The 19859-nt window shown below is 58.0% G+C and carries 14 protein-coding genes; 7 read left to right on the top strand and 7 right to left on the bottom strand.

The genetic code is table 11. From position 1 onward, the window contains the following. Nucleotides 1–38 precede the first annotated feature (38 nt). Together AAGD24_RS07120 and AAGD24_RS07115 are read left to right on the top strand one after the other, a co-directional pair. Nucleotides 39–1223, top strand: a complete 1185-nt coding sequence (locus AAGD24_RS07120) for an NAD(P)/FAD-dependent oxidoreductase (RefSeq protein WP_379866981.1) — start codon at nt 39–41, stop codon at nt 1221–1223. A 142-nt stretch (nt 1224–1365) separates the two neighbouring features. Continuing rightward, complete coding sequence (locus AAGD24_RS07115; protein WP_379866979.1) at nt 1366–2121, top strand: MauE/DoxX family redox-associated membrane protein; 756 nt, start codon at nt 1366–1368, stop codon at nt 2119–2121. A gap of 22 nt (nt 2122–2143) precedes the next feature. Here the strand turns inward: AAGD24_RS07115 and AAGD24_RS07110 are convergent, their stop codons facing one another. The 4 genes from AAGD24_RS07110 to AAGD24_RS07095 form a co-directional block, all read right to left on the bottom strand. After that, nucleotides 2144–3724: a phospholipase D family protein gene (locus tag AAGD24_RS07110; protein ID WP_379866977.1), complete on the bottom strand. Its 1581-nt coding sequence runs from the start codon at nt 3722–3724 to the stop codon at nt 2144–2146. Beyond that, a complete protein-coding gene (locus tag AAGD24_RS07105; RefSeq protein WP_091641629.1) occupies nt 3724–4650 on the bottom strand; it encodes a universal stress protein in 927 nt (308 codons plus the stop codon). Before AAGD24_RS07105 ends, AAGD24_RS07110 begins: the two co-directional genes overlap by 1 nt. A 1-nt stretch (nt 4651) precedes the next feature. Beyond that, the gene (locus AAGD24_RS07100) at nt 4652–6139 is read right to left on the bottom strand and encodes a SulP family inorganic anion transporter (protein ID WP_036204539.1); all 1488 of its coding nucleotides are present in this window, start codon (nt 6137–6139) and stop codon (nt 4652–4654) included. Between the two features lie 246 nt (nt 6140–6385). Beyond that, nucleotides 6386–7006: a LysE/ArgO family amino acid transporter gene (locus AAGD24_RS07095; protein ID WP_007151886.1), complete on the bottom strand. Its 621-nt coding sequence runs from the start codon at nt 7004–7006 to the stop codon at nt 6386–6388. An 83-nt stretch (nt 7007–7089) separates the two neighbouring features. On the opposite strand from AAGD24_RS07095, the gene AAGD24_RS07090 reads away from it, so the two are divergent. Next, the gene (locus tag AAGD24_RS07090) at nt 7090–7989 is read left to right on the top strand and encodes a LysR family transcriptional regulator ArgP (RefSeq protein WP_036204537.1); all 900 of its coding nucleotides are present in this window, start codon (nt 7090–7092) and stop codon (nt 7987–7989) included. On the opposite strand, the gene alkB is transcribed toward AAGD24_RS07090, so the two are convergent. Beyond that, nucleotides 7959–8609 (bottom strand): DNA oxidative demethylase AlkB, encoded by a 651-nt coding sequence (gene alkB, locus AAGD24_RS07085; RefSeq protein WP_379866975.1) that lies wholly within the window; start codon nt 8607–8609, stop codon nt 7959–7961. The genes AAGD24_RS07090 and alkB overlap by 31 nt on opposite strands. Before the next feature lie 106 nt (nt 8610–8715). Between alkB and AAGD24_RS07080 the strand changes: the two genes are divergently transcribed. Continuing rightward, nucleotides 8716–11583: an HD domain-containing phosphohydrolase gene (locus tag AAGD24_RS07080; protein WP_379866973.1), complete on the top strand. Its 2868-nt coding sequence runs from the start codon at nt 8716–8718 to the stop codon at nt 11581–11583. A gap of 90 nt (nt 11584–11673) precedes the next feature. Continuing rightward, entirely contained in the window at nt 11674–12444 is a 771-nt protein-coding gene (gene djlA, locus AAGD24_RS07075; protein WP_317306525.1) for a co-chaperone DjlA, read from the top strand. An 18-nt stretch (nt 12445–12462) separates the two neighbouring features. Here djlA and AAGD24_RS07070 read toward each other — a convergent pair whose 3' ends face one another. Next, nucleotides 12463–13089, bottom strand: a complete 627-nt coding sequence (locus AAGD24_RS07070) for a methyltransferase family protein (protein WP_379866971.1) — start codon at nt 13087–13089, stop codon at nt 12463–12465. A gap of 175 nt (nt 13090–13264) precedes the next feature. Here AAGD24_RS07070 and AAGD24_RS07065 point away from each other — a divergent pair, with 175 nt between their 5' ends. Both AAGD24_RS07065 and AAGD24_RS07060 read left to right on the top strand, forming a co-directional pair. Continuing rightward, nucleotides 13265–14734: an amidase gene (locus AAGD24_RS07065; RefSeq protein ID WP_379866970.1), complete on the top strand. Its 1470-nt coding sequence runs from the start codon at nt 13265–13267 to the stop codon at nt 14732–14734. Between the two features lie 186 nt (nt 14735–14920). Further along, nucleotides 14921–16756 (top strand): sensor domain-containing phosphodiesterase, encoded by a 1836-nt coding sequence (locus tag AAGD24_RS07060; RefSeq protein ID WP_036204531.1) that lies wholly within the window; start codon nt 14921–14923, stop codon nt 16754–16756. A 16-nt stretch (nt 16757–16772) separates the two neighbouring features. Here AAGD24_RS07060 and AAGD24_RS07055 read toward each other — a convergent pair whose 3' ends face one another. Beyond that, entirely contained in the window at nt 16773–19859 is a 3087-nt protein-coding gene (locus AAGD24_RS07055; RefSeq protein WP_379866968.1) for an efflux RND transporter permease subunit, read from the bottom strand.

The following is a 19859-nucleotide window of genomic DNA, read 5'->3' as shown; positions in this document are numbered from 1 at the left end:
CGCCGGAACTCCCAGAGCCAACACTGTAACTTCAAATCATGACAACCCAGAACTACGACGTCATCATCATAGGCGCCGGCGCCGCAGGCCTGATGTGCGCTCTTACCGCAGGCTACCGTGGCCGCAGTGTGCTGTTGATCGACCACGCCAACAAACCCGGCAAGAAGATCCTTATGTCCGGCGGTGGCCGCTGCAACTTCACCAACCTCAACAGCACGCCGGCCAACTTCCTCTCGGACAACCCCCACTATTGCATCTCAGCGTTAAAACGCTACACCCCCCAGCACTTCCTGGACCTGGTTGAGCGTCACGGTATTGAGCACGAAGAAAAAGCCGCCGGCCAGCTTTTCTGCAAAGACAGCAGCAAGGACATCCTCAACATGCTGCTGACCGAATGTGAATGGGCGGGCGCAGAAGTACGGCTCAAGACAAGCGTCAATACAATCAGCGGTGTCGATCACGGCTATCAGCTACAAACCAGCAGCGGCACCCTGACCTGCGAATCCCTGGTCATCGCCTGCGGTGGGCTGTCCATCCCCACCATGGGCGCAACCGGCTTTGGCTACGATATTGCGAAACAGTTCGGGCTTGCCATACTGCCCACCCGGGCAGGGCTGGTGCCCTTCACCCTGCACCCGGAGCTGAAGGAACAGTTGGCCCCGCTGTCGGGCGTCAGTTGCCCTGTGGATGTGCATTGCAACAACGAACATTTCCGCGAACCGATGCTGGTCACCCACCGCGGGCTTAGTGGCCCTTCGATGCTGCAGATTTCCAGCTTCTGGCACCCCGGCGACAGGCTGAGCGTCAATATGCTGCCCGCCACCAACGTAGAACAGGACCTGCACCACCTGCGTAAATCAAAACCGCAATCCACGGTGGCCCAATACCTTGCACAACACCTGCCCAAACGCTTCGCCCAGGCCCTGAACGACGTTCACGGCTGGGCCGGCCCACTGCAGGGCTATAAGAACAGCGACCTAGAACAGGTGGCCCGCGCCCTGGACCAATGGACCATCAAACCTGCCGGCACCGAAGGCTATCGAACGGCGGAAGTAACCCTCGGCGGCGTGGATACCCGTCAGCTATCCTCCAAAACCATGGCCGTTCTGGACAGGTCTGACCTGTACTTTATTGGTGAAGTGGTAGATGTGACGGGGCACCTAGGCGGACATAACTTCCAGTGGGCGTGGGCGTCTGGTGTGGCAGCTGGGAACACTGCCTGACAACTCATAAGTCTTATTACCGCAGTGTAACGTCTACTGCTCGTTGAAGCCTTCCTGAACCTGCTAGCCTGATGATAAATCCTTTGGTCCCTGTTTGTGGTGTTATCAGGGCGACCATTCCCAGATGGAGGAGCGCAGCACTATGGCTGACAACGACCAAAGCAAGTCTGCCCAACTTTACCGCATGGTCATGTCGGAACACTTGTGTCCGTTTGGCCTGAAGAGCAAATTCCTGCTCAAACGCAAGGGCTATCGGGTAGAGGATCATCATCTGACCACTCGGGAAGAAACCGATGCTTTCCAGAAAAAGCACAATGTAAGTACCACACCCCAAGCCTTTATCGATGGCCATCGCATCGGCGGTTATGATGAGCTTCGTGAATATTTCGAGCTCGACGATCCGGATACCGAGACCAGTTACCAGCCGGTGATCGCCATTTTCGGCACGGCTCTGCTGATGGCCGTTGCCATCATGTGGCTTTTCAACAGTGCGGTGTTCTCACTAATAACCATAGAAAAGTTCGTGGCCATTGCCATGATCCTTCTAGGGCTGCAAAAACTGCAGGATGTGGAGAGTTTCAGCACCATGTTCCTCAACTATGACCTACTGGCGCAGAAGCAGGTTGGTTATGGCTACCTTTACCCCTTTGGCGAAACCTTTGCGGGCATCCTGATGCTGGGAGGTGCGCTGATATGGTTAGCAGCTCCGGTGGCGCTATTTATCGGCACCGTAGGTGCCGTGTCAGTATTTAAGGCGGTTTACATCGACCGCAGGGAGCTGAAATGCGCCTGCGTAGGGGGTAACAGTAATGTCCCCCTTGGTTTCGTCTCTCTCACGGAAAACCTGATTATGATCGCCATGGGGCTCTGGATGCCCTTGAGGACGTATCTACTCTAAGACAAAAATGCATGCTGGTGTGCTAGAGATATTTCTCGACAGGTAACCAAGACAAAAACCCGGACTTCGCCCGGCGCCACCAATGGACGGTCGGCTCGCTGGTGAACACCGCTTCACCGCTGCGCCACTGAAGATCTCCGTCCTCGTCCAGGGCCACCTCCCAGCTATTACGGGGCTCCATGGTCAGCCGTATATCCGCCGCCACACGCTCTGCCAGCTCGGCACTGTGGATAATCAAAACGGTTTCACCGTTGAGGTAGATGGAGCGAAGGTTGACATTGAAAGACCCCACCACCAGGGTGCTGCGATCAAAAACCACAGACTTGGAGTGCAGGCTGACCTCACCCGTGGCGCAGAAGGCGTCGTCACTCAGCCATTGCCGGCAAGCTTCAGCATCGGGCTTGAGTTCGTAGATGTCTATGCCCTGCTCCAGCATGTAGGGGCGCCAGCGGGCGTAACCGGCATGATTGGTGACCAGGTCGTTTGAGGCCAGTGAGTTAGTCAGCGCGGCAACCTCCAGTTGCGGGCGCTCGTTGGCCCCCAGGGCCTGTAACTGTTCCCTGGCAAGAATGAGGTAGGCGGACTCGATCAGGATTTCCCTGGTGGCTGTCTGCGCCAGGCGTTGCAACGCCAGTGCGCTCCGTTTGGGTGTCTCGGATGGCGCGTCCATATGTTCAGGGGGAGGGTCAAACACCAGTTCCCCCTGAGCAATCGTCATTCGGCTGAACACGCTGGTCAGTTCAGACCTGCCCTGTTCCGCCCCGGTGGGGGCAGAGATGGGAAGCCGGGGTTGTGCGATAGCCTGCTGCCGAAGCCCCTCCAGCGTCTCGGCCAACTCCGCGCCAGTAGGCATGGATGTGTATAGATCGGAAGCGGGGTAAGCCCAGGGGCTGCTCCAGTAAGCCTGGAAATTATCCGCCATACCCTCAACCACCGGCCCCAGGGCAAGGACATCGCGATCCCTGAAATAGCGGCTCTCATCGAAGCCGAAATATTCATCACCAATGTTGCGACCACCGACAATGCCCGCAGTCCCGTCAACCACAAATGTTTTGTTGTGCATTCGGCGGTTTATTCGCTGGAAATCCATCAGGAACGATACCCATCGGCCCCAGCCACTGCGGTTTCTGGCTGGGTTGAAGATGCGAATATGAATATTTGGGTGGGTATCCAGGGAAGCAAACAATTCGCCGATCCCCTCGGCGTTAAAGTCATCCAGCAGCAGCCGGACCTTAACACCACGGTCCGCTGCGAGTAACAGCCGGCCGGCCAGGTGCAGTCCGGAGTCATCACGGTTCCAGATGTAGTACTGAGCATCAATACGGTGTTCAGCCGCCTCAATCATAGCGGCTCGGTATAGGAAGGCGTCCTGACCAGAATCCAGCAGGTAATAACCGGATTGACCGTTCGCGTCAGCCAGCCGTTGCCGGGACTGGCTGGAAAGGAAACTGTCGTCAGTCAACACGGCGGTTTCGGCTCCGGAATGAGTGGCCGGCGGCAAACTGCCGGCACAGCCTGTCAGCAACACCAGCAGCACTAGCAGCCCCGACAGAAAGTAGCGGGCCGACATCAGCCCGGCAACAGAGCGCCGCTGGTTCAGCATTAGCGCAGGATCACCAGCGGCTTTTTCGCCGTTTTCAGCATGGTGGTTGTGGTGCTTCCCACCAGGAACTGTCGAATTCGTGAATGGCCATAGGCACCCATTACCAGGATGTCGATGTCGTGTTCTTCCTGGTAGGCGTGGAGCGTTGGCTCTACATCCCCGGCGCGGATCGCCAGGGTGATGTCGGAGCCAAGGTCACCCAGCATCTTCTCTGCTTTCTTGAGCTGTTCCCAGCGGTCATTGGTGTCCGCTCCAATCATCACCAGATGAATCGGCATGCCTTTCAGTACCGGGCTACCCGCCAGAAGTTCCACGCCCTTGAACGCCGTGGCGCTGCCGTCAAAAGCCAGCATGGCGCTCTTTGGCTGCTCGTACTCGTCCGGAACCAGAAGAATCGGGCGGTGGACACTACGAATCACCGTTTCCAGTTGGCTGCCCACATGTACGTCACGGTCTGAACTGCTCTCACCGTGCAGCCCCATGACCAGCAGACGGGTCTGGTTTTCCAGGGCCAGCAAGGATTCCGTCAGATCCCCATGGCGCTGGCGCTTGATCACGCCGTCAATGCCCTGTTCCTTCACCCGGTGTTCTGCCTCATCGAGCATGTGATGGCCGTGTTCCAGGGCCAGCTTGGAACGCTTGCGGTCAAGCTCGGCAAGCTCATCCATCAGCTGTTCACGGCTTCCCAAGCCAATGCTACCAGCCAGGTCCGGCTCTGTTGGATAGCGTTCCTCGTCGAGAACGTGCAGCAGAGTCATCGGGGTTTCCATGTGCTTGCTGGCCCAGGCAGCGTAATCACACACCGCCGGTGCAGCCCGGGAGCCGTCGATACAGGCAACTACTCGTAGCATTTCAACCTCGCCTTGGTGATCCTTGTGGTTGTTATTCTGACCGGTTACGTCTTTGAATTCCTTGGCTTGTGTCATATCAGTGCGCCATCAACTGGTCAACGGCGTCGGGTTTATCGTGCACCCCAAAGCGGTCAACAATGGTGGCGCTGGCTTCATTCAGCCCGATAATCTCCACCTCCGCACCTTCGCGACGGAACTTGATAACGGCCTTGTCCAGAGCGCCCACTGCCGTAATGTCCCAGAAGTGAGCCCGGGTCAGGTCAATCACCACATTATCCACTGCTTCCTTGAAATCAAAGGATTCCGTGAATTTTTCCGAGGAACTGAAGAACACCTGACCGACAACATTGTAGGTGCGGGTATCTGTCGCCTCATCAAAGTCGGACGTCACCAGCATGTAATGGCCCACCTTGTTGGCAAAGAACAGGGCCGCCAGAAGCACGCCTGCCAGCACGCCGAAGGCAAGGTTGTGCGTGGCGACGACGACAATAACGGTCACCACCATCACAATATTGGTGGACAGGGGGTGCTCTTTCAGGTTCTTGATCGACGCCCAGCTGAAGGTACCGATGGACACCATGATCATCACGGCTACGAGGGCCGCCATTGGAATCTGTACCAGCCACTGATCCAGCACCAGCACGAGAACCAGCAGGAATACACCCGCTGTCAGCGTGGAAAGCCGGGTTCGGCCGCCGGATTTGATGTTGATAATGGACTGGCCAATCATCGCGCAGCCGGCCATGCCGCCCAGGAGGCCAGAACCGATATTGGCAACGCCCTGCCCTTTGCACTCCCGGTTACGGTCACTGGTTGTGTCCGTGAGGTCGTCCACAATGGTGGCGGTCATCATGGATTCCAGAAGGCCAACAATGGCCAGACCGACGGAGTAAGGCAGGATGATCATTAGGGTTTCAAGGTTCAGCGGCACGTCTGGCCACAGGAAAATCGGAAGCGTATCCGGCAGTTGCCCCATATCACCGACCGTGCGGATATCGATGTTGTAGACCATCGCGACGATGGTCAGCGAGACAATACAGATCAAAGGCGATGGCAGTATGCGGCCGACGACCGGCACCAGTGGAAACAGGTAAATGATACCCAGTCCGGCAGCGGTCATCGCATAAACGTGCCAGGTGACATTAGTCAGTTCTGGCAACTGCGCCATAAAGATCAGGATAGCCAGCGCGTTCACAAACCCGGTCACCACGGAACGGGACACAAAGCGCATCAGGCCGCCGAGTTTCAGATAGCCAGCGCCGATCTGCAGCAACCCGGTCAGCAGCGTAGCTGCAAGCAGATACTCCAGGCCGTGCTCCTTTACAAGAGTCACCATCAACAGCGCCATAGCGCCTGTCGCGGCGGAGATCATACCGGGGCGGCCGCCGACGAAGGCTATCACCACCGCAATACAGAACGAGGCATACAGACCCACTTTCGGGTCCACACCGGCGATAATGGAAAAAGCGATGGCTTCGGGAATCAACGCCAGCGCCACCACAATGCCGGCAAGCAAATCGCCGCGTATATTGGAAAGCCAGTCGGCCTTAAGCTTGTTCACCATATCGTTGGTATCCAGTCAGAGAGGGCAAATTCGGGACGTAAAAACCGGTTGTAGTCCTCATGAGGTGACTACCGGAGTTCAATCAGGACGTAAACCTGGAAGCACAGGACGCTAGGGCGGAGTGATCGTCGTAACTGTCGTGGGGACGTTCATTAAGGTACGTTCATAAGCTGCGAATTAAAGGCGGCGAAGCATACCAGAACGGTGCTGGAAAAGTAACCGGCGGGCCCGGAGACCGGGCCCTGTTTACGCCACCGGCCCGGACAGGCCGTTGCTGGCGAGGTGAAAGGCAATGATCGCCATCATGGAACCAATGGCGCCATCAATGAACCGCCAGGACATGGGGCTCGACAACCAGGGGGAAAGCGCCGCCCCGCCGAACGCCAGCAGGCAGAACCACATGACAGACGCACTGCTGGCGCCAGCCACAAACACCAGCGGGCTGGCCTGTTGCGCGCCGATGGCAGGGATCAGCAACAAGGTATCCAGATACACCTGGGGATTCAGTAGCGTTACCGCCAGGGTGGTCAACACCACGGTCCGCAGGCTCGAAACATCCGCTTTCCTGGCATCCAGGGCATCACGTCCTTTCGCAGCACGAGCGAAGGCCAGCAACGCCAGCCAGCTGAGGAACGCCACACCCAACCAGCGCATCACGTCCAGCGCTTCAGGCACGGCCATCAACGCGGCGTTAACGCCGAACATGCCTGCCGTGAACAGCAAGATATCCGCCGTCATGCAAATGCCAGCGCAATACCAATGATGTTCCCGGCGAATCGCCTGCCCCAGGATGTAGGCGTTCTGAGCGCCAATCGCAATGATGATGCCGCCGCACACCAGCAGCCCTGTCAGATAACTTGTCAGCATATTTCCCTCCGAATTTGCTGGAAGCTTAAGGGGTAAGGGCTATACTTAAAAATCATAAACCTTATATCCCATGAATATTTCTTATGTTGGATTACAAGCTTCTGCAGGCACTTGCCGCGGTGATCGAGAACGGTGGGTTTGAGCGTGCCGGGGAGATACTCGGGCTCACGCAATCCGCCGTATCACAACGCATCAAGTCACTTGAAGTACGCCTGGGCCAGCCGGTTCTGGTCCGGCACCCGGAACTGCAGGCAACGCCGGCCGGGAACAAGCTACTGAACCACTTCCAGCAGGTACAGCTTCTGGAAAGGGACCTGCGCAAAACCATACCCGCCCTTGCCGAGGACACCACCCGCCTGCGTATCGCTATCAACGCCGACAGCCTGGCCACCTGGTGGGCCGCTGTGGTTGGGGAGTTCTGCAGCCGGGAGGGTTTATTGCTCGATCTGGTTATTGAGGACCAGGACGTAGGCCTGAAGCGAATGCGCGATGGCGATGTCGCCGCCTGTCTGTGCAGCAGCAGCCAGCCCATTGCTGGCGGGCGTTGCGTGGCACTGGGGGAAATGACCTACATGCCGCTGGCGACCCCACAGTATGTTCGCCAGTTTTTTCCGGATGGCATCACACCAGAAGCTTTCGCCACCTCTCCGGCTATTGTATTTGGCCCCAACGACCAGCTACAGCACCGATTCATGGCCGGCTGTGGCTACCACGGCCGTTTCCCCTACCATTTGTGCCCCTCCTCCGAAGGTTTCGTCCAGCTTGCCAGGGCCGGCATGGGCTACGGCATGATTCCGCAAATCCAGGCCAGTCATTGGCTGGACAATGGGGGCCTGGTCAATCTTGCACCGGGTCATGAGCTGAAGGTGCCCCTCTATTGGCACTTCTGGCGACACAGCGGGGAGTTGCTACAGCGTTTGACCACCACGCTTGAGGGTGCCATCACCCACCATTACCGCGCACGGCGAAACGTCAGGTTGTAACGGCAGGCGCCCGTCAGCGAATGCAGTGCCTGCTTGAGCGTTAACACGCCATGGTAGCGGAGCCGCGCCGGGCCGCCCCAGACCACAACATCACCATGCTCAAGTGGCACTCGCTGCGGCCGGTCACTGCGCCGGGCGCCTCCGAACTGGAACATTGCCGGCGTGCCCAGGGACACAGAAACGATCGGCTGATCGAAGTCGTCCTCGTCTTTGTCCTGATGGAGCCCCATTTTGGCGCCAGGTGCATAGCGGTTCACCAGGCAGGCGTCCGGCTCAAACCCCGAGTAGCCCCCCGCGCTTGCTGCCTTTCCCGCCAGGGACCGAAACACGGCCGGCATCAAAGGCCAGGGTTCCCCCGAAAGCGGGTCGGTTTGCTGATACCGATAACCGCCCGCATCGGTCACCCAGCCCCAGTCTCCGCAACAAGTCATCGCCACCGACATGGCGTGGCCACCGGGTGTCTGCATTTGCCGAAACTGGGCCTGTTCCGCCACGACTGAAATCGCCTCCAGCAATCGGCTGGCGTCGGCCCGGGCAAAACGGCGAAGAACAACTGCCCCGTCGCAGAGCGGCTCGACCCAGGGCTCTGATGAAGATGACTCGAACAAATCCATGGTCATTACGCGTTCACCGTATGATCAGGAAAACCGGGAGTTTAACGTCTACCCTTAGGGCAGTGCAGTCCCCTGCGCTTCGCTACGCCAGACCACCGTTTAAGGATGAACCATGCGTCGGAACCGCCAGTCCGCACAGGTATCGCTTGCCTTTCTGATTGCCTCTACAATCACCCTCGGCATGCTGGCACTCACCATTGTACTGGTCGGGCAAAGCTTTCGCGGCATGGAAAGCGCCAAAATAACTGCCGCCAGCGCCACGGCCCGCCAGCTTGCCGTCAGTGTAGATGACCGGATCCGCGCCATCACAGGCCCGCCGTCAACCGCCCTCGCGGTCCTCAGCCATGACCCTTTGGCCGTCGCCGATACATTGCAACAACGCCTGGTCCGGATGCCGGTTGTCGCAGACATTCTCGATAGCAGCGACATCGTCAGTGCCGTTTACGCTGGCTATGACAACGGCGATTTTTTCCTGCTACGCAAGATACGTAGCTCTGGCGCCATGCAGTTTCCTGACGCCCCCACCAATGCGCAGTACCTGCTCCAGTCCATCACCAGGGCCGAGGATGGAAGGCCGCAACCCATATGGCACTTCTACGATGCCAGCCGCACCCTTCTGGAACGCCGCACGCCTTCCGACTACCGCTTTGATCCCAGAGATCGTGGCTGGTACGAGCTCGCTGATGCCTCCGGTACGACGGAACTGACCGCGCCCTATGTTTTCTTTACCACGGGTGAAACCGGTTTGACGCTTTCCCGACGGCAAGCCAATGCGAAGGGGATGGACAACAATACCGTGTTTGGCATCGATGTAACTGTTACCGACCTGGGTACGCAGCTGGCCGAACTGCGGCAGACGCCCGGCACCCGGATTGCCATCGTCAATGCCGAGGGTTCCCCCCTGGCCTACACAGGGCCTGATACCACCAACAGCGGAACAACATCCAACACAACAAAGCCACAGGGGCTGAATGACGGAGCCATCAACGCCGTCCTGGAACGCGATGGCATGCAAGCCACGAGTGAATTGGTAAACCGCTTTACCACTGAAAACCGGGACTGGTACGGCATGACCGAGCCCCTTGAGTCCCTGGACCAGGAGAACCTGAAAATCGCCGTGGCCATTCCCGCCGACGAACTATTGGCTGATGTTTGGGCAGCTTTGACCCGTCAGACTATCCTGGCGAGTGCTATCGCACTTCTGTTGCTGGTCATCGGCTGGTTCCTGGGCCGTCGTGTGGGTAGGCCACTGGAATTGCTGACACGCCGGGTGGGGGCACTCTCCCGTTTTCGTTTCGACACGTCCGTTTCCGTTGATTCCCATATTCGCGAAGCGCGTCAACTCAGCGTCGCCCTGGACGATATGGCCAGTACGATCCGCAGCTTCCAAAGCATTGCGACCGCACTCAATCGGGGTCAGGATCTGGATAGCCTTTTGCAGGATATCCTCGAACAGATCGTTCACATCCTCGGGCAGACCCGGGGTGCTATCTACCTGATGAGCCGTCAGAACAGCGAACTCAGGCTTTCCGTGGACCGCGACATACACCCGCCGGAGACCATCACCGGCGTCAACGCCAAGGACGACGACAACGACGTGATAAGGGCACTCCGTAACGCCCTTTCCGGCCATCCGGTATTCGCCATTCTCAGAAACCGGCGCAAACAGTTGATTGGGGCCCTCGTTATCGAAATGGAGCATGGTGAGCACACCCACCTCAGCGACGACCTGATCGTATTCGTCGATGAGATCGCCGGCTCCGCCGCCGTTGCGATCGAAACCCGTGAACTGATTGAAAGCCAGCAGGCGTTGCTTGAGGGCATCATTCGCCTGGTTGCCAACGCCATTGATGCCAAGTCACCGTATACGGGTGGCCACTGCGACCGCGTACCAAAACTCGCCCAGATGATGGTCGATGAAGCCATCCAGAGCCCCGCAGAACCCTTTGCCAACTTCACCATGAACGACGACGAGCGCTACGAGTTCCACCTGGCAGCGTGGCTTCACGATTGTGGAAAGATCACCAGCCCCGAGCATGTGGTGGACAAGGCCGTCAAACTGGAAACGATCTACAACCGCATCCATGAGATTCGCACCCGCTTTGAAGTTCTGCATCGGGATGCGGAGATCCGGTGCCTGAAAAGGCAACTGGCTGGCGAGAGTTCTCAGCAGGCGGAAACCGACCGGGATCGGGAACAGGAAGAGCTGCAGGAAGCCTTTCGCGCAGTCGCCAACGCCAACACTGGTGGCGAATTCATGTCGGAGGACGACATAGAGCACATCCGACAGATCGGCCAACGCACCTGGGTGCGTCATTTCAGTGACAGGCTGGGATTGTCCGGCGACGAAAAGCAGGTTTTGACTGGCACACCGGAGCAGACGCCACCTGCTACAGAACCTCTGCTGGCAGACAAACCCGGCCACCTTCGTCCCTGGGGTGAACACAAACCACCCGTTGCCAAAGACGACCCACGAAACCGGTGGGGATTCGACATGACACTTCCAGAACATGCCGTTAATCAGGGTGAGCTCCACAACCTGACCGTGGCAAAAGGAACCCTGACCCCCGAGGAACGCTTCCGGATCAACGACCACATCGTACAGACCATCTGCATGCTGGACGCCCTGCCCCTGCCTGACAGACTTGCGAACGTGCCCCACCTGGCAGGCACCCACCATGAACGCATGGATGGACAAGGTTACCCCTGCCGGCTGAACGCAGACGACATGGGCATTCCCGAGCGGATCATGGCGGTGGCGGATATTTTCGAGGCGCTGACCGCCGTGGACCGCCCCTACAAGGAGGGCAAGACACTGACCGAATCCCTGGCCATCATGCAGAGAATGGTGAATGACGGACACATCGACCGGGCGGTGTTCCAGTTGTTCGTCCAGACAGGTATCTACCGCCGATACGCAGAGCAACACCTGCGTCCGGAACAAATCGACGCCGTGAATGAAGAACGCTTTCTGACATGAACATTCCTCCATCGCGACGGGTTATTTTCGAATTCTTCGCCGAAACCCGTATACTTTGCGCAGTTTTAAACACTTGAAAAGGACACTGACATGTTCGGCCTGTTTATCGGCGGTTTGATCGGCTACCTGTTTGGCCGCTTTCCCGGCCTTCTGATTGGCGCTGTGGCAGGCGTACTGTTGACCCGATACATCAAGAGCCGTCTGTGGCAAAAACTGCGCAATGTGCAGACGGACTTCCTGGAATCCGTGTTTGCGGTGATGGGCGCCCTGTGCAAAGCCGATGGCGTTGTCACTCGCGATGAGATCCAGGTGGCGGAACGCCTGTTCGATCGGTTTCGTCTCTCCGGCGAACACCGGGAGCGCGCCAAGGCTGCCTTCAACCGTGGCAAGGCCAATGACTTCGACCTGGATGCGGAACTGCAACACTTCTTGCGGGTGAGTGGCCGCCAGCCCGCATTACTGCAGATGTTCCTTCAGGTACAGGTGTCTGCCGTTGCCGCCGATGGTGTGGTCCACCCGGCCGAACATGAGATGCTGGTGCGTATTGCCCGGGGCCTGGGACTGCCCGAGGCTCAGGTAGACCAGCTGGAAGCCATGTTGAGGGGCGCCCACGCCGGCCAGTCTGGCGCCGCAGGCCAGGCATCGTCCGCCAGCCAGATTGATGATGCCTACAAGGTTCTCGGGGTATCGCCTTCCGCCAGCGACGCCGAAATCAAGAAAGCTTACCGCAAACTGATGAGTGAAAATCATCCGGACAAACTGGCCGGGCGTGGCCTGCCTGAAAGCATGCGGGAAATGGCGGAAGAGCGCACCCGTGAAATCAGTCACGCCTACGACGTGGTCAAGGAAGCCCGAGACTAAAGTCCCGGCGAGCCAGACCTACAGCCAGCGAGGCACGCGCCTGCGATAGGCCTCGTAAGCCTCGCCGAATAACTCGGCGAGGGCCTTTTCCTCCACCCTCGCCTGCCTGACCAATACCGTTACGCCCGCAACCAGGCATACCAGCGAAAACACCGAAGGCAGCGCCAGAAAAAAGCCCAACTGGCCGAGCATAACCGCCATGAACACTGGGTTTCGGCTGCGACGATAAGGACCACCAGTGAGCAGGTGGCGATCCTGTTTTGGGTCAACACCCGAACGCCAATCCTCGTGCATGTAAGCCTGTAGATAATTGACCAGGCTGAACGACAGCAACAGGAGCACCATTCCCATGACCAGTACCGGCCCATGGTAGAGCGCATCGAAAACGCCCAGCCAGGAGTCAATATCCACAAAGACACGTGCTAAAACCACCGCCAGGATTGAAGCCCGAAAAACATTGAAAATGTGCCTATGCCACCATCCGGCAGTGGCCCGCTCGCCGTAGTTTATAAAGGAAAACCCCATCCTGGCGTGGAGGCCGAGGCTTCGTGCCGCGAACTGGAGGCCGATCAACAGGAAGAAACTGCCGAGAAAGTATCGGACGAGTGGTTCGGAAAATGAGTCGAAAGTGTCCAGGGGAATCATTAAATTCGCTTATTACTGTGATGGTGGCCAGAACAAGCTTATCGCCTGTCAAAACGGTCTGAAACTGGATTCTTACCTTTTGTGCAGAGCGATGCAATTTCCTGATATGACATATCATCACGTTTAGTCTTTGTATACAGTGGATGCAGCCCGGAGCCAACACGGAGTATCCGCCTTGACCATCCAGCCTCAAGCACAATCCCTGCACACGTTCAGTGACGATCTACTTGACCGGCATGATGCCACCGCGCTGGCCGAACTGATTCGCAACGGCGACGTCTCACCAGACGAAGTGCTTGGGGCAACCCTGGCACGGGCGCGGCTGGCAGAACCCGTTATCCATGGTCTAGTCGCTACCATTCCTGATAATGCGGAACTCATCGCGACTGAAGTCTGTTCCGGGAAAAACGGGCCAGGCTTGTTTTCGGGAGTCCCTACGGTAATCAAGGACAACACCGAGGTAAAAGGGTTCCCCACCTCCCATGGCACCGCAGCCATCGGTTCCTATCCGGCGGACAAAACCAGCCCTTTCGCCCGCCAGTTGCTGGCTCAGGGCCTGGTGTGTTTTGGCAAAAGCACTCTGCCTGAGTTCGGTTTCAACGCCACCACAGAACCCACTCATGGCAGCCCGAGCCGTAACCCCTGGCACCTTCAATACTCCACCGGCGCTTCGTCAGGAGGTTCCGCAGCGCTGGTTGCGGCAGGTGTTGTCCCGATCGCCCACGCCAACGATGGCGGTGGCTCCATCCGCATTCCGGCCGCCTGTTGCGGGCTGGTGGGGTTGAAACCAACCCGGGGGCGGCTGATCGATAACGATGCGGCTAAAACACTACCCATCAATATCGTCAGTGATGGTGTCGTAACACGCACGGTCAGGGACACCGCCAACTTCTATTACGGAGCGGAACGCTTTTTCCGGAACCCAAAACTCCCGGCCATTGGAAAGGTGGAGGGGCCCGCCACGCGTCCACTCAGGATTGGCCTGGTGACTGACTCCATTAATGGTCACGCCACGGACATGCAAACGCGCGCTGCCGTTGAAAACACGGCGCAGTTGCTGGAAAAGCTGGGGCACAGGGTGGAACCGATGGGGATTCCCGTTGCCTCCTCTTTCCCCGATGATTTCGCGCTCTATTGGGGAATGCTGGCCTTCGGCGTGCGCGCCAATGGCAAGCGGTTAATTCATCCAAGTTTTGACAAGTCACGGCTGGACGGGCTGACCCTTGGCCTGGACAAGTCCTTCAGGAGGCAGTTCTACAAATTGCCTGCTGCGCTCTGGCGCCTGCACCGGTCGTATCACGACTACGCCCGGGCCATGGCCAGTTACGATGCCATTCTCACGCCGGTACTCGGTCACACCACGCCCGAGATCGGTTACCTGAGCCCCACGGTTAATTTTGACACCCTGTTTGACCGCCTGACCCGATATGTGAACTTCACACCGTTGGCCAACGCCACCGGTGCACCCGCCATTTCACTACCAGCCAGCCTAAATGAGCACGGCCTGCCGGTCTCCATTCAACTGATGGGCAAGCACGGGGGTGAGCAGACACTGCTGGAACTGGCGTTCTTGCTGGAGGACGCCGCGGGTTGGCCCAGAATAGACCAGCATCCCGATCAACTGGTGGCGGGTTTCGCTCCATGAACGGACAGGGGTTCACAAGCGACAACCGGTTTCCATCCACGCCCCTCATGACTTCGAAATGGACAGTATCACGGCCAGGGGCGAATATGAGAGAGTCGGGGAATGGAAGCTGCTGGCGCAAAGACGGCCAATCGCTACTTATTGTCGTAAACTTACTATCGTTCCCGAAACAGACAGCCAGAGACTATGCCCGATACGGACACCTTCGTGACCTTTCACAAGGCACTGACGGAACTCAGCCACAGTCCCGCGTTTGTCGACAAGAAACGCCCGCAGAAACTCGCAGACCTGACGGCGCTCTGTGCGACGCTGCTCGACGTTGACCGGGTCAGTGTCTGGCAGTTCCCGGAGGAACGTGATCGCATTGAATCCGAGTGGCTTCATACCGGAGACTTGGCCACCGGTGAAACCTCCAGTCTATACAAGTCCTATAATCCGGAGTACTTCTCGGCCCTCGAAACCGAGCGCGTCATTTCCGTCCAAGACGCGCAGAACGATCCCCGAACCCGGGCCTTCACGCCTGGGTACCTGGCCCCCCTCAACATAATGTCAATGCTTGACGCACCGGTGTTTGATGGTGCCCGGCTTAGCGGCGTTGTTTGCCTGGAATCAACGCGCAGACGTCAGTGGACCCTGCCGGAAATCTCCTTTGTCGTCGCCATTGCCGACACCATCAGTCTGATCAATACCTACGAAGCCTGGCTCGACTCGCAACGCGCACTCGAATACGTCACCCGTTACGATTCACTGACCGGGCTATCAAACATCGACTCCCTTCGAGGCCGTATCGGCCATCTTGCCGGTAAAATAGAGCGACGGGGTCTTGGTAGTCTGGCCCTGATATGGATTGATGTGGATCGTCTGAAATCCATTAACGATGGGCTTGGGCCGCAGGTAGGAGACGACGTTATTGCCGAAGTCGGCCGCCGACTGAAAAAACTCTCCGTTCCGGGTAAGGATCTACTGGCCAGGATTGCCGGCGATGAGTACGCCCTGATTGTGCGCAACCACACCATGCGGGACTCTCTGGAACTGACTGCCTCACGGATACGGCAGGAGATTAACAAGCCCATCCGTCTCACCGGCCACGCCATCAACGTTGGCGCAAGTCTTGGTATCTGTCACCTGCCCGGAGACTTTCAAACCACCGAAGATCTGTTACGAGGCGCAGAAGCCGCCATGTACAACGCCAAGCAGCGAGGCCGGAACCAGGCCTGCTTCTTTGACTCCAGCATCCAGACAACGGCCCGTTCCCGCTTCGCCCTGGAAAACGAATTACGGGTGGCCATCAGCGACCACACTCTGGACGTGTTCTACCAGCCCATCTTGAACACCTCCGGGTTGAAAGTAGAGTCCCTGGAAGCACTGGTGCGCTGGAAGCACCCGCAACGCGGCTGGCTGCCACCCATTGAGTTTCTGGATATAGCCAGAAGCGGTGGCCTGATGTATGCGTTGGGGGAGTGTGTGCTCCGCCGCGTATGCGAACACTGGCAACAGGCCCGCAACCAGGGCATCACGGTGCCAGAGATTTCAGTCAACCTGGCGGCCGAGCAGGTGTCGGTGGCGGAACTGCCCAGCCTGATCCGGGGAACCTGCCGTGAACACAGCGTGCCGGTCAGCGCATTGCATTTCGAGGTAACCGAAGATTCCATTCAAGGGGATTTCAGCTCACTGACCCGTATTCTGAAAGAGCTGGTCGCCGACGGTGCAAGCCTGTCCATAGACGACTTTGGAACCGGTTATTCGTCGCTCTCCCGTCTCAAGAGCCTTCCCTTCTCGCGGATCAAGATTGACCGTTCCTTTATCAGCCAACTGCCAGACGACGAAGACGACTGCGCCATTACCCTGTCAATTCTCGGCCTGACGCGGGGCCTTGGGCTCTCGGTCGTGGCCGAAGGCGTCGAAACCGAAGCTCATGAACAGTGGCTTTTCCAGCAGGGCTGTGACTATCTGCAGGGCTATCGATACAGTAGGCCTCTGCCGTTCAACGCTCTCATGGATGAGTTTTTCCCACTGCCCTGACAATACAGCTCAGATGTCATGCGTCGCTGGAGTGATCAGCGGTAGCTGACTTGAATGCCCGCCCTACTTTGTCTCCCAGAACCAGCAGTGCAGGGGTCAGCAACAGCGTGAGCACCGTTGCAAATGCCAACCCGCCTGCGATGGCGCTGGATAGCTGGGTCCACCATTGCGTGGATGGAGCACCGATGCCGAGCGATGGCGTTAGGAGATCCACGTTTACCCCGAGCACCATTGGCATCAACCCGAGTATGGTGGTGATGGCCGTCAGCAATACCGGTCGCAGGCGCAGACATCCGGTTTCCAACGCGGCCTCGAAGGCCGCCATACCGCTTCGGCGCATCTGGTTGTAGGTGTCGATCAGAATGATGTTGTTGTTCACCACGATGCCCGCAAGGGCAATGATACCCATACCCACCATCACGATTCCGAACGACTGCCCGTTCAGCAGAAGGCCAAGCAACACGCCCGCCGTTGAAAGCACAATGGCCGATAGAATGAGCATGGTCTGATAGAGCGAATTGAACTGGGTCACCAGGATCAACAGCATCAGGGCAATGGCCACCAGAAACGCCGATGCCAGGAAATTCGAGGCCTGCTCCTGGTCCTCATTTTCGCCTGCAAATCGGACGGACACACCCTCGGGCGTTTCTGGCATTTGCTGCTGCAGCGCCATCAGAAGTTCGTCCGCACGGCGCCCCGGCTCTATCTCTGACTTGATCGTAATGGTGCGCTGTCCGTCTACCCGTGTAATGCTGCCAATCTTGTCACCGGGAGCCAGCTCAACAAACTCCGAGAGCGGCACCTGCCCGCGGCTGGTGTTAATCGTCTGGCGCTGGAATTGATCCAGCTCCCGCCAATTATTGGGCACTCTCACGGCGATATCGACTTCGTCGCGCACGTCCTCAGGACGATAGGTAGCGAGCACCAGTCCGTTGGTAATCAGTCGCACCGCACTGCCAACGCTGAGCACGTCAGAGCCAAATCGGGCGGCGGCTGAGCGGTCAACGTTCAGGCGCCATTCGATGCCCGGAAGGCTGCGGTCGTCTTCGACATCCACAAAGCCATCGATGCCAGACATCCGTTCCCGGACAAGAGCGACATACCGTTCCAGTTGGTCGCTGTCCATACTGCTGACCATAAGCTCAATGGGCTTGCCATCCGCAGGACCACCCTCTTGCTTGCGAAACTCCAGTTCAATGCCGGGAATGTCCGCAGTGAGTGAACGGAAATCTTCCAGTATCTGTGTCGCTGGCCGGCGCTCAAACCAGTCCGTGAACTGGAACTGCAGCACACCGATGACGTCCGGCGCCATCTGGTTTCCGGGGCTGACCATTGAGCGGGCATAGAGGGCTTTCACCTCAGGCATTCCCTGTAAACGCTGCTCGACCTGCCGAACGATGGAATCGCGCTCCTGAACCGACAGATCCCCTCTGGCCCTGACATGTACCTGCGCTGAATCCGGCTCCACGCTCGGGAAAAATTCAACACCATGGTTGAACTTGCCATAAGCCGCATAGATGACCACAACGACGCCAAGCACGCCAAGAAGTGTAAAGCCGGGCTTTGCCAACAATCGCCCAAGAACGCCACGATAGACGTCCGTCATGCGGCCACTGATTGCTGACTGGGGACGGCGTTTTCCGCCGCTGATGCTGCCAAGGACCGGCAAAAATACGAGAGCCATGGCCAACGAGGCGGCCAGACAGATGATAACGGTGGTGGGCAAAAAGCTCATGAACTCGCCGACCACGCCCGGCCAGAACAACAGGGGGATGAATACCGCCAGCGTGGTGGCGGTTGACGCGATGATGGGCCAGGCCATGCGGCTGGCCGCCTCGCCCCATGCAGACTTTACGTTCTGGCCCTCGGAGAGGTTCCTGTCGGCAAGCTCCGACACCACGATGGCCCCATCCACCAGCATGCCAGCCACCAGTATGAGGCTGAACAGAACCACAATATTAAGGGTAAAACCCATTCCCCAGATCACCAGGATACCGGTCAGGAACGCACCGGGAATGGTGAGCCCCACCAAAAGCGCAGAACGGGGACCCATGGCGGCAATGATCAGGACGATCACCAGCACGATGGCCGTCAGCACATTGTTGAGCAGGTCACTAAGGATATCCCGGACTTCACCGGACTGGTCCATGATATAGCGAACCTCGAGCTCGTCGGGCAGTTGCGGCCCGGCACGTTCAATCAGCGCCTTCACCTTTTCCACGGTTTCGATGATGTTGGAACCGGTCCTCTTGGAGATTTCCAGCACCAGCGCCGGCTCACCGTTGATCCTGGCGAACCCTCGCGGGTCTTTGAAGGTTCGCTGAAGCATAGCCACGTCGCCAAAGGTCACAACGGTGTCGCCGCCCACCTTGACCGGCATGGCCATGACATCTTCCACGGATTCAATAACGCCCGGAACCTTCATGGTCATGCGACCGGCACCGGTATCCAGGCTTCCGGCAGCAACCAATTGATTGTTGCGAGTGACCAACGTCGCCAACTGATCAAAGTCGACGCCATAGCTTTCAAGCACCTGGGGATCGACAACGATCTCCAGGAGGTCTTCCCTGTCACCACCAATGTCCACTTCCAGCACTTCCGGAATGCCTTCGATGGCATCCTGCAAACGCCGGGCAATAGTGACCAGCTCGCGTTCGGAAAGAGGCCCGGAGAGGCCAACCGACATGACCGGAAACAGCGCCACGTTAATTTCATTGACTCTTGGTTCGTCAGCTTCCTGAGGCAGCTTGCTGCGGGCGGTATCAACCTTTTCCCTCACATCCTGAAGCGCGATGTCCGGATCAAACCCGGCGTCGAATTCCAGCATCACCGAGGCGTGGCCCTCGGAAGCCGTACCACGCATTTCCTTGACGCCCTCGAGGGAACGCAATTCCTGCTCCATTGGCCGGATAAGCAAGCGCTCACCGTCTTCCGGGCTGATTCCCTCCAGTGTCATTGACACATAGATCATGGGAATGGTGATGTCCGGGTTCGCTTCTTTGGGGATGGTCTGAAAAGCCGCAACACCACCCAGGATCAGGAAAGCCAGTGTCAGCAGTGTGGTCCGGCTGCGGTCGAGAGCGGCGAAAATCAAGGTTCGCAT

The organism is Marinobacter sp. M5B, assembly GCF_042604615.1.
GTDB lineage: Bacteria > Pseudomonadota > Gammaproteobacteria > Pseudomonadales > Oleiphilaceae > Marinobacter > Marinobacter salarius.
The sequence above is the reverse complement of the archived record's forward strand: the minus strand, read 5'-3'. Positions and strand labels throughout refer to the sequence as shown.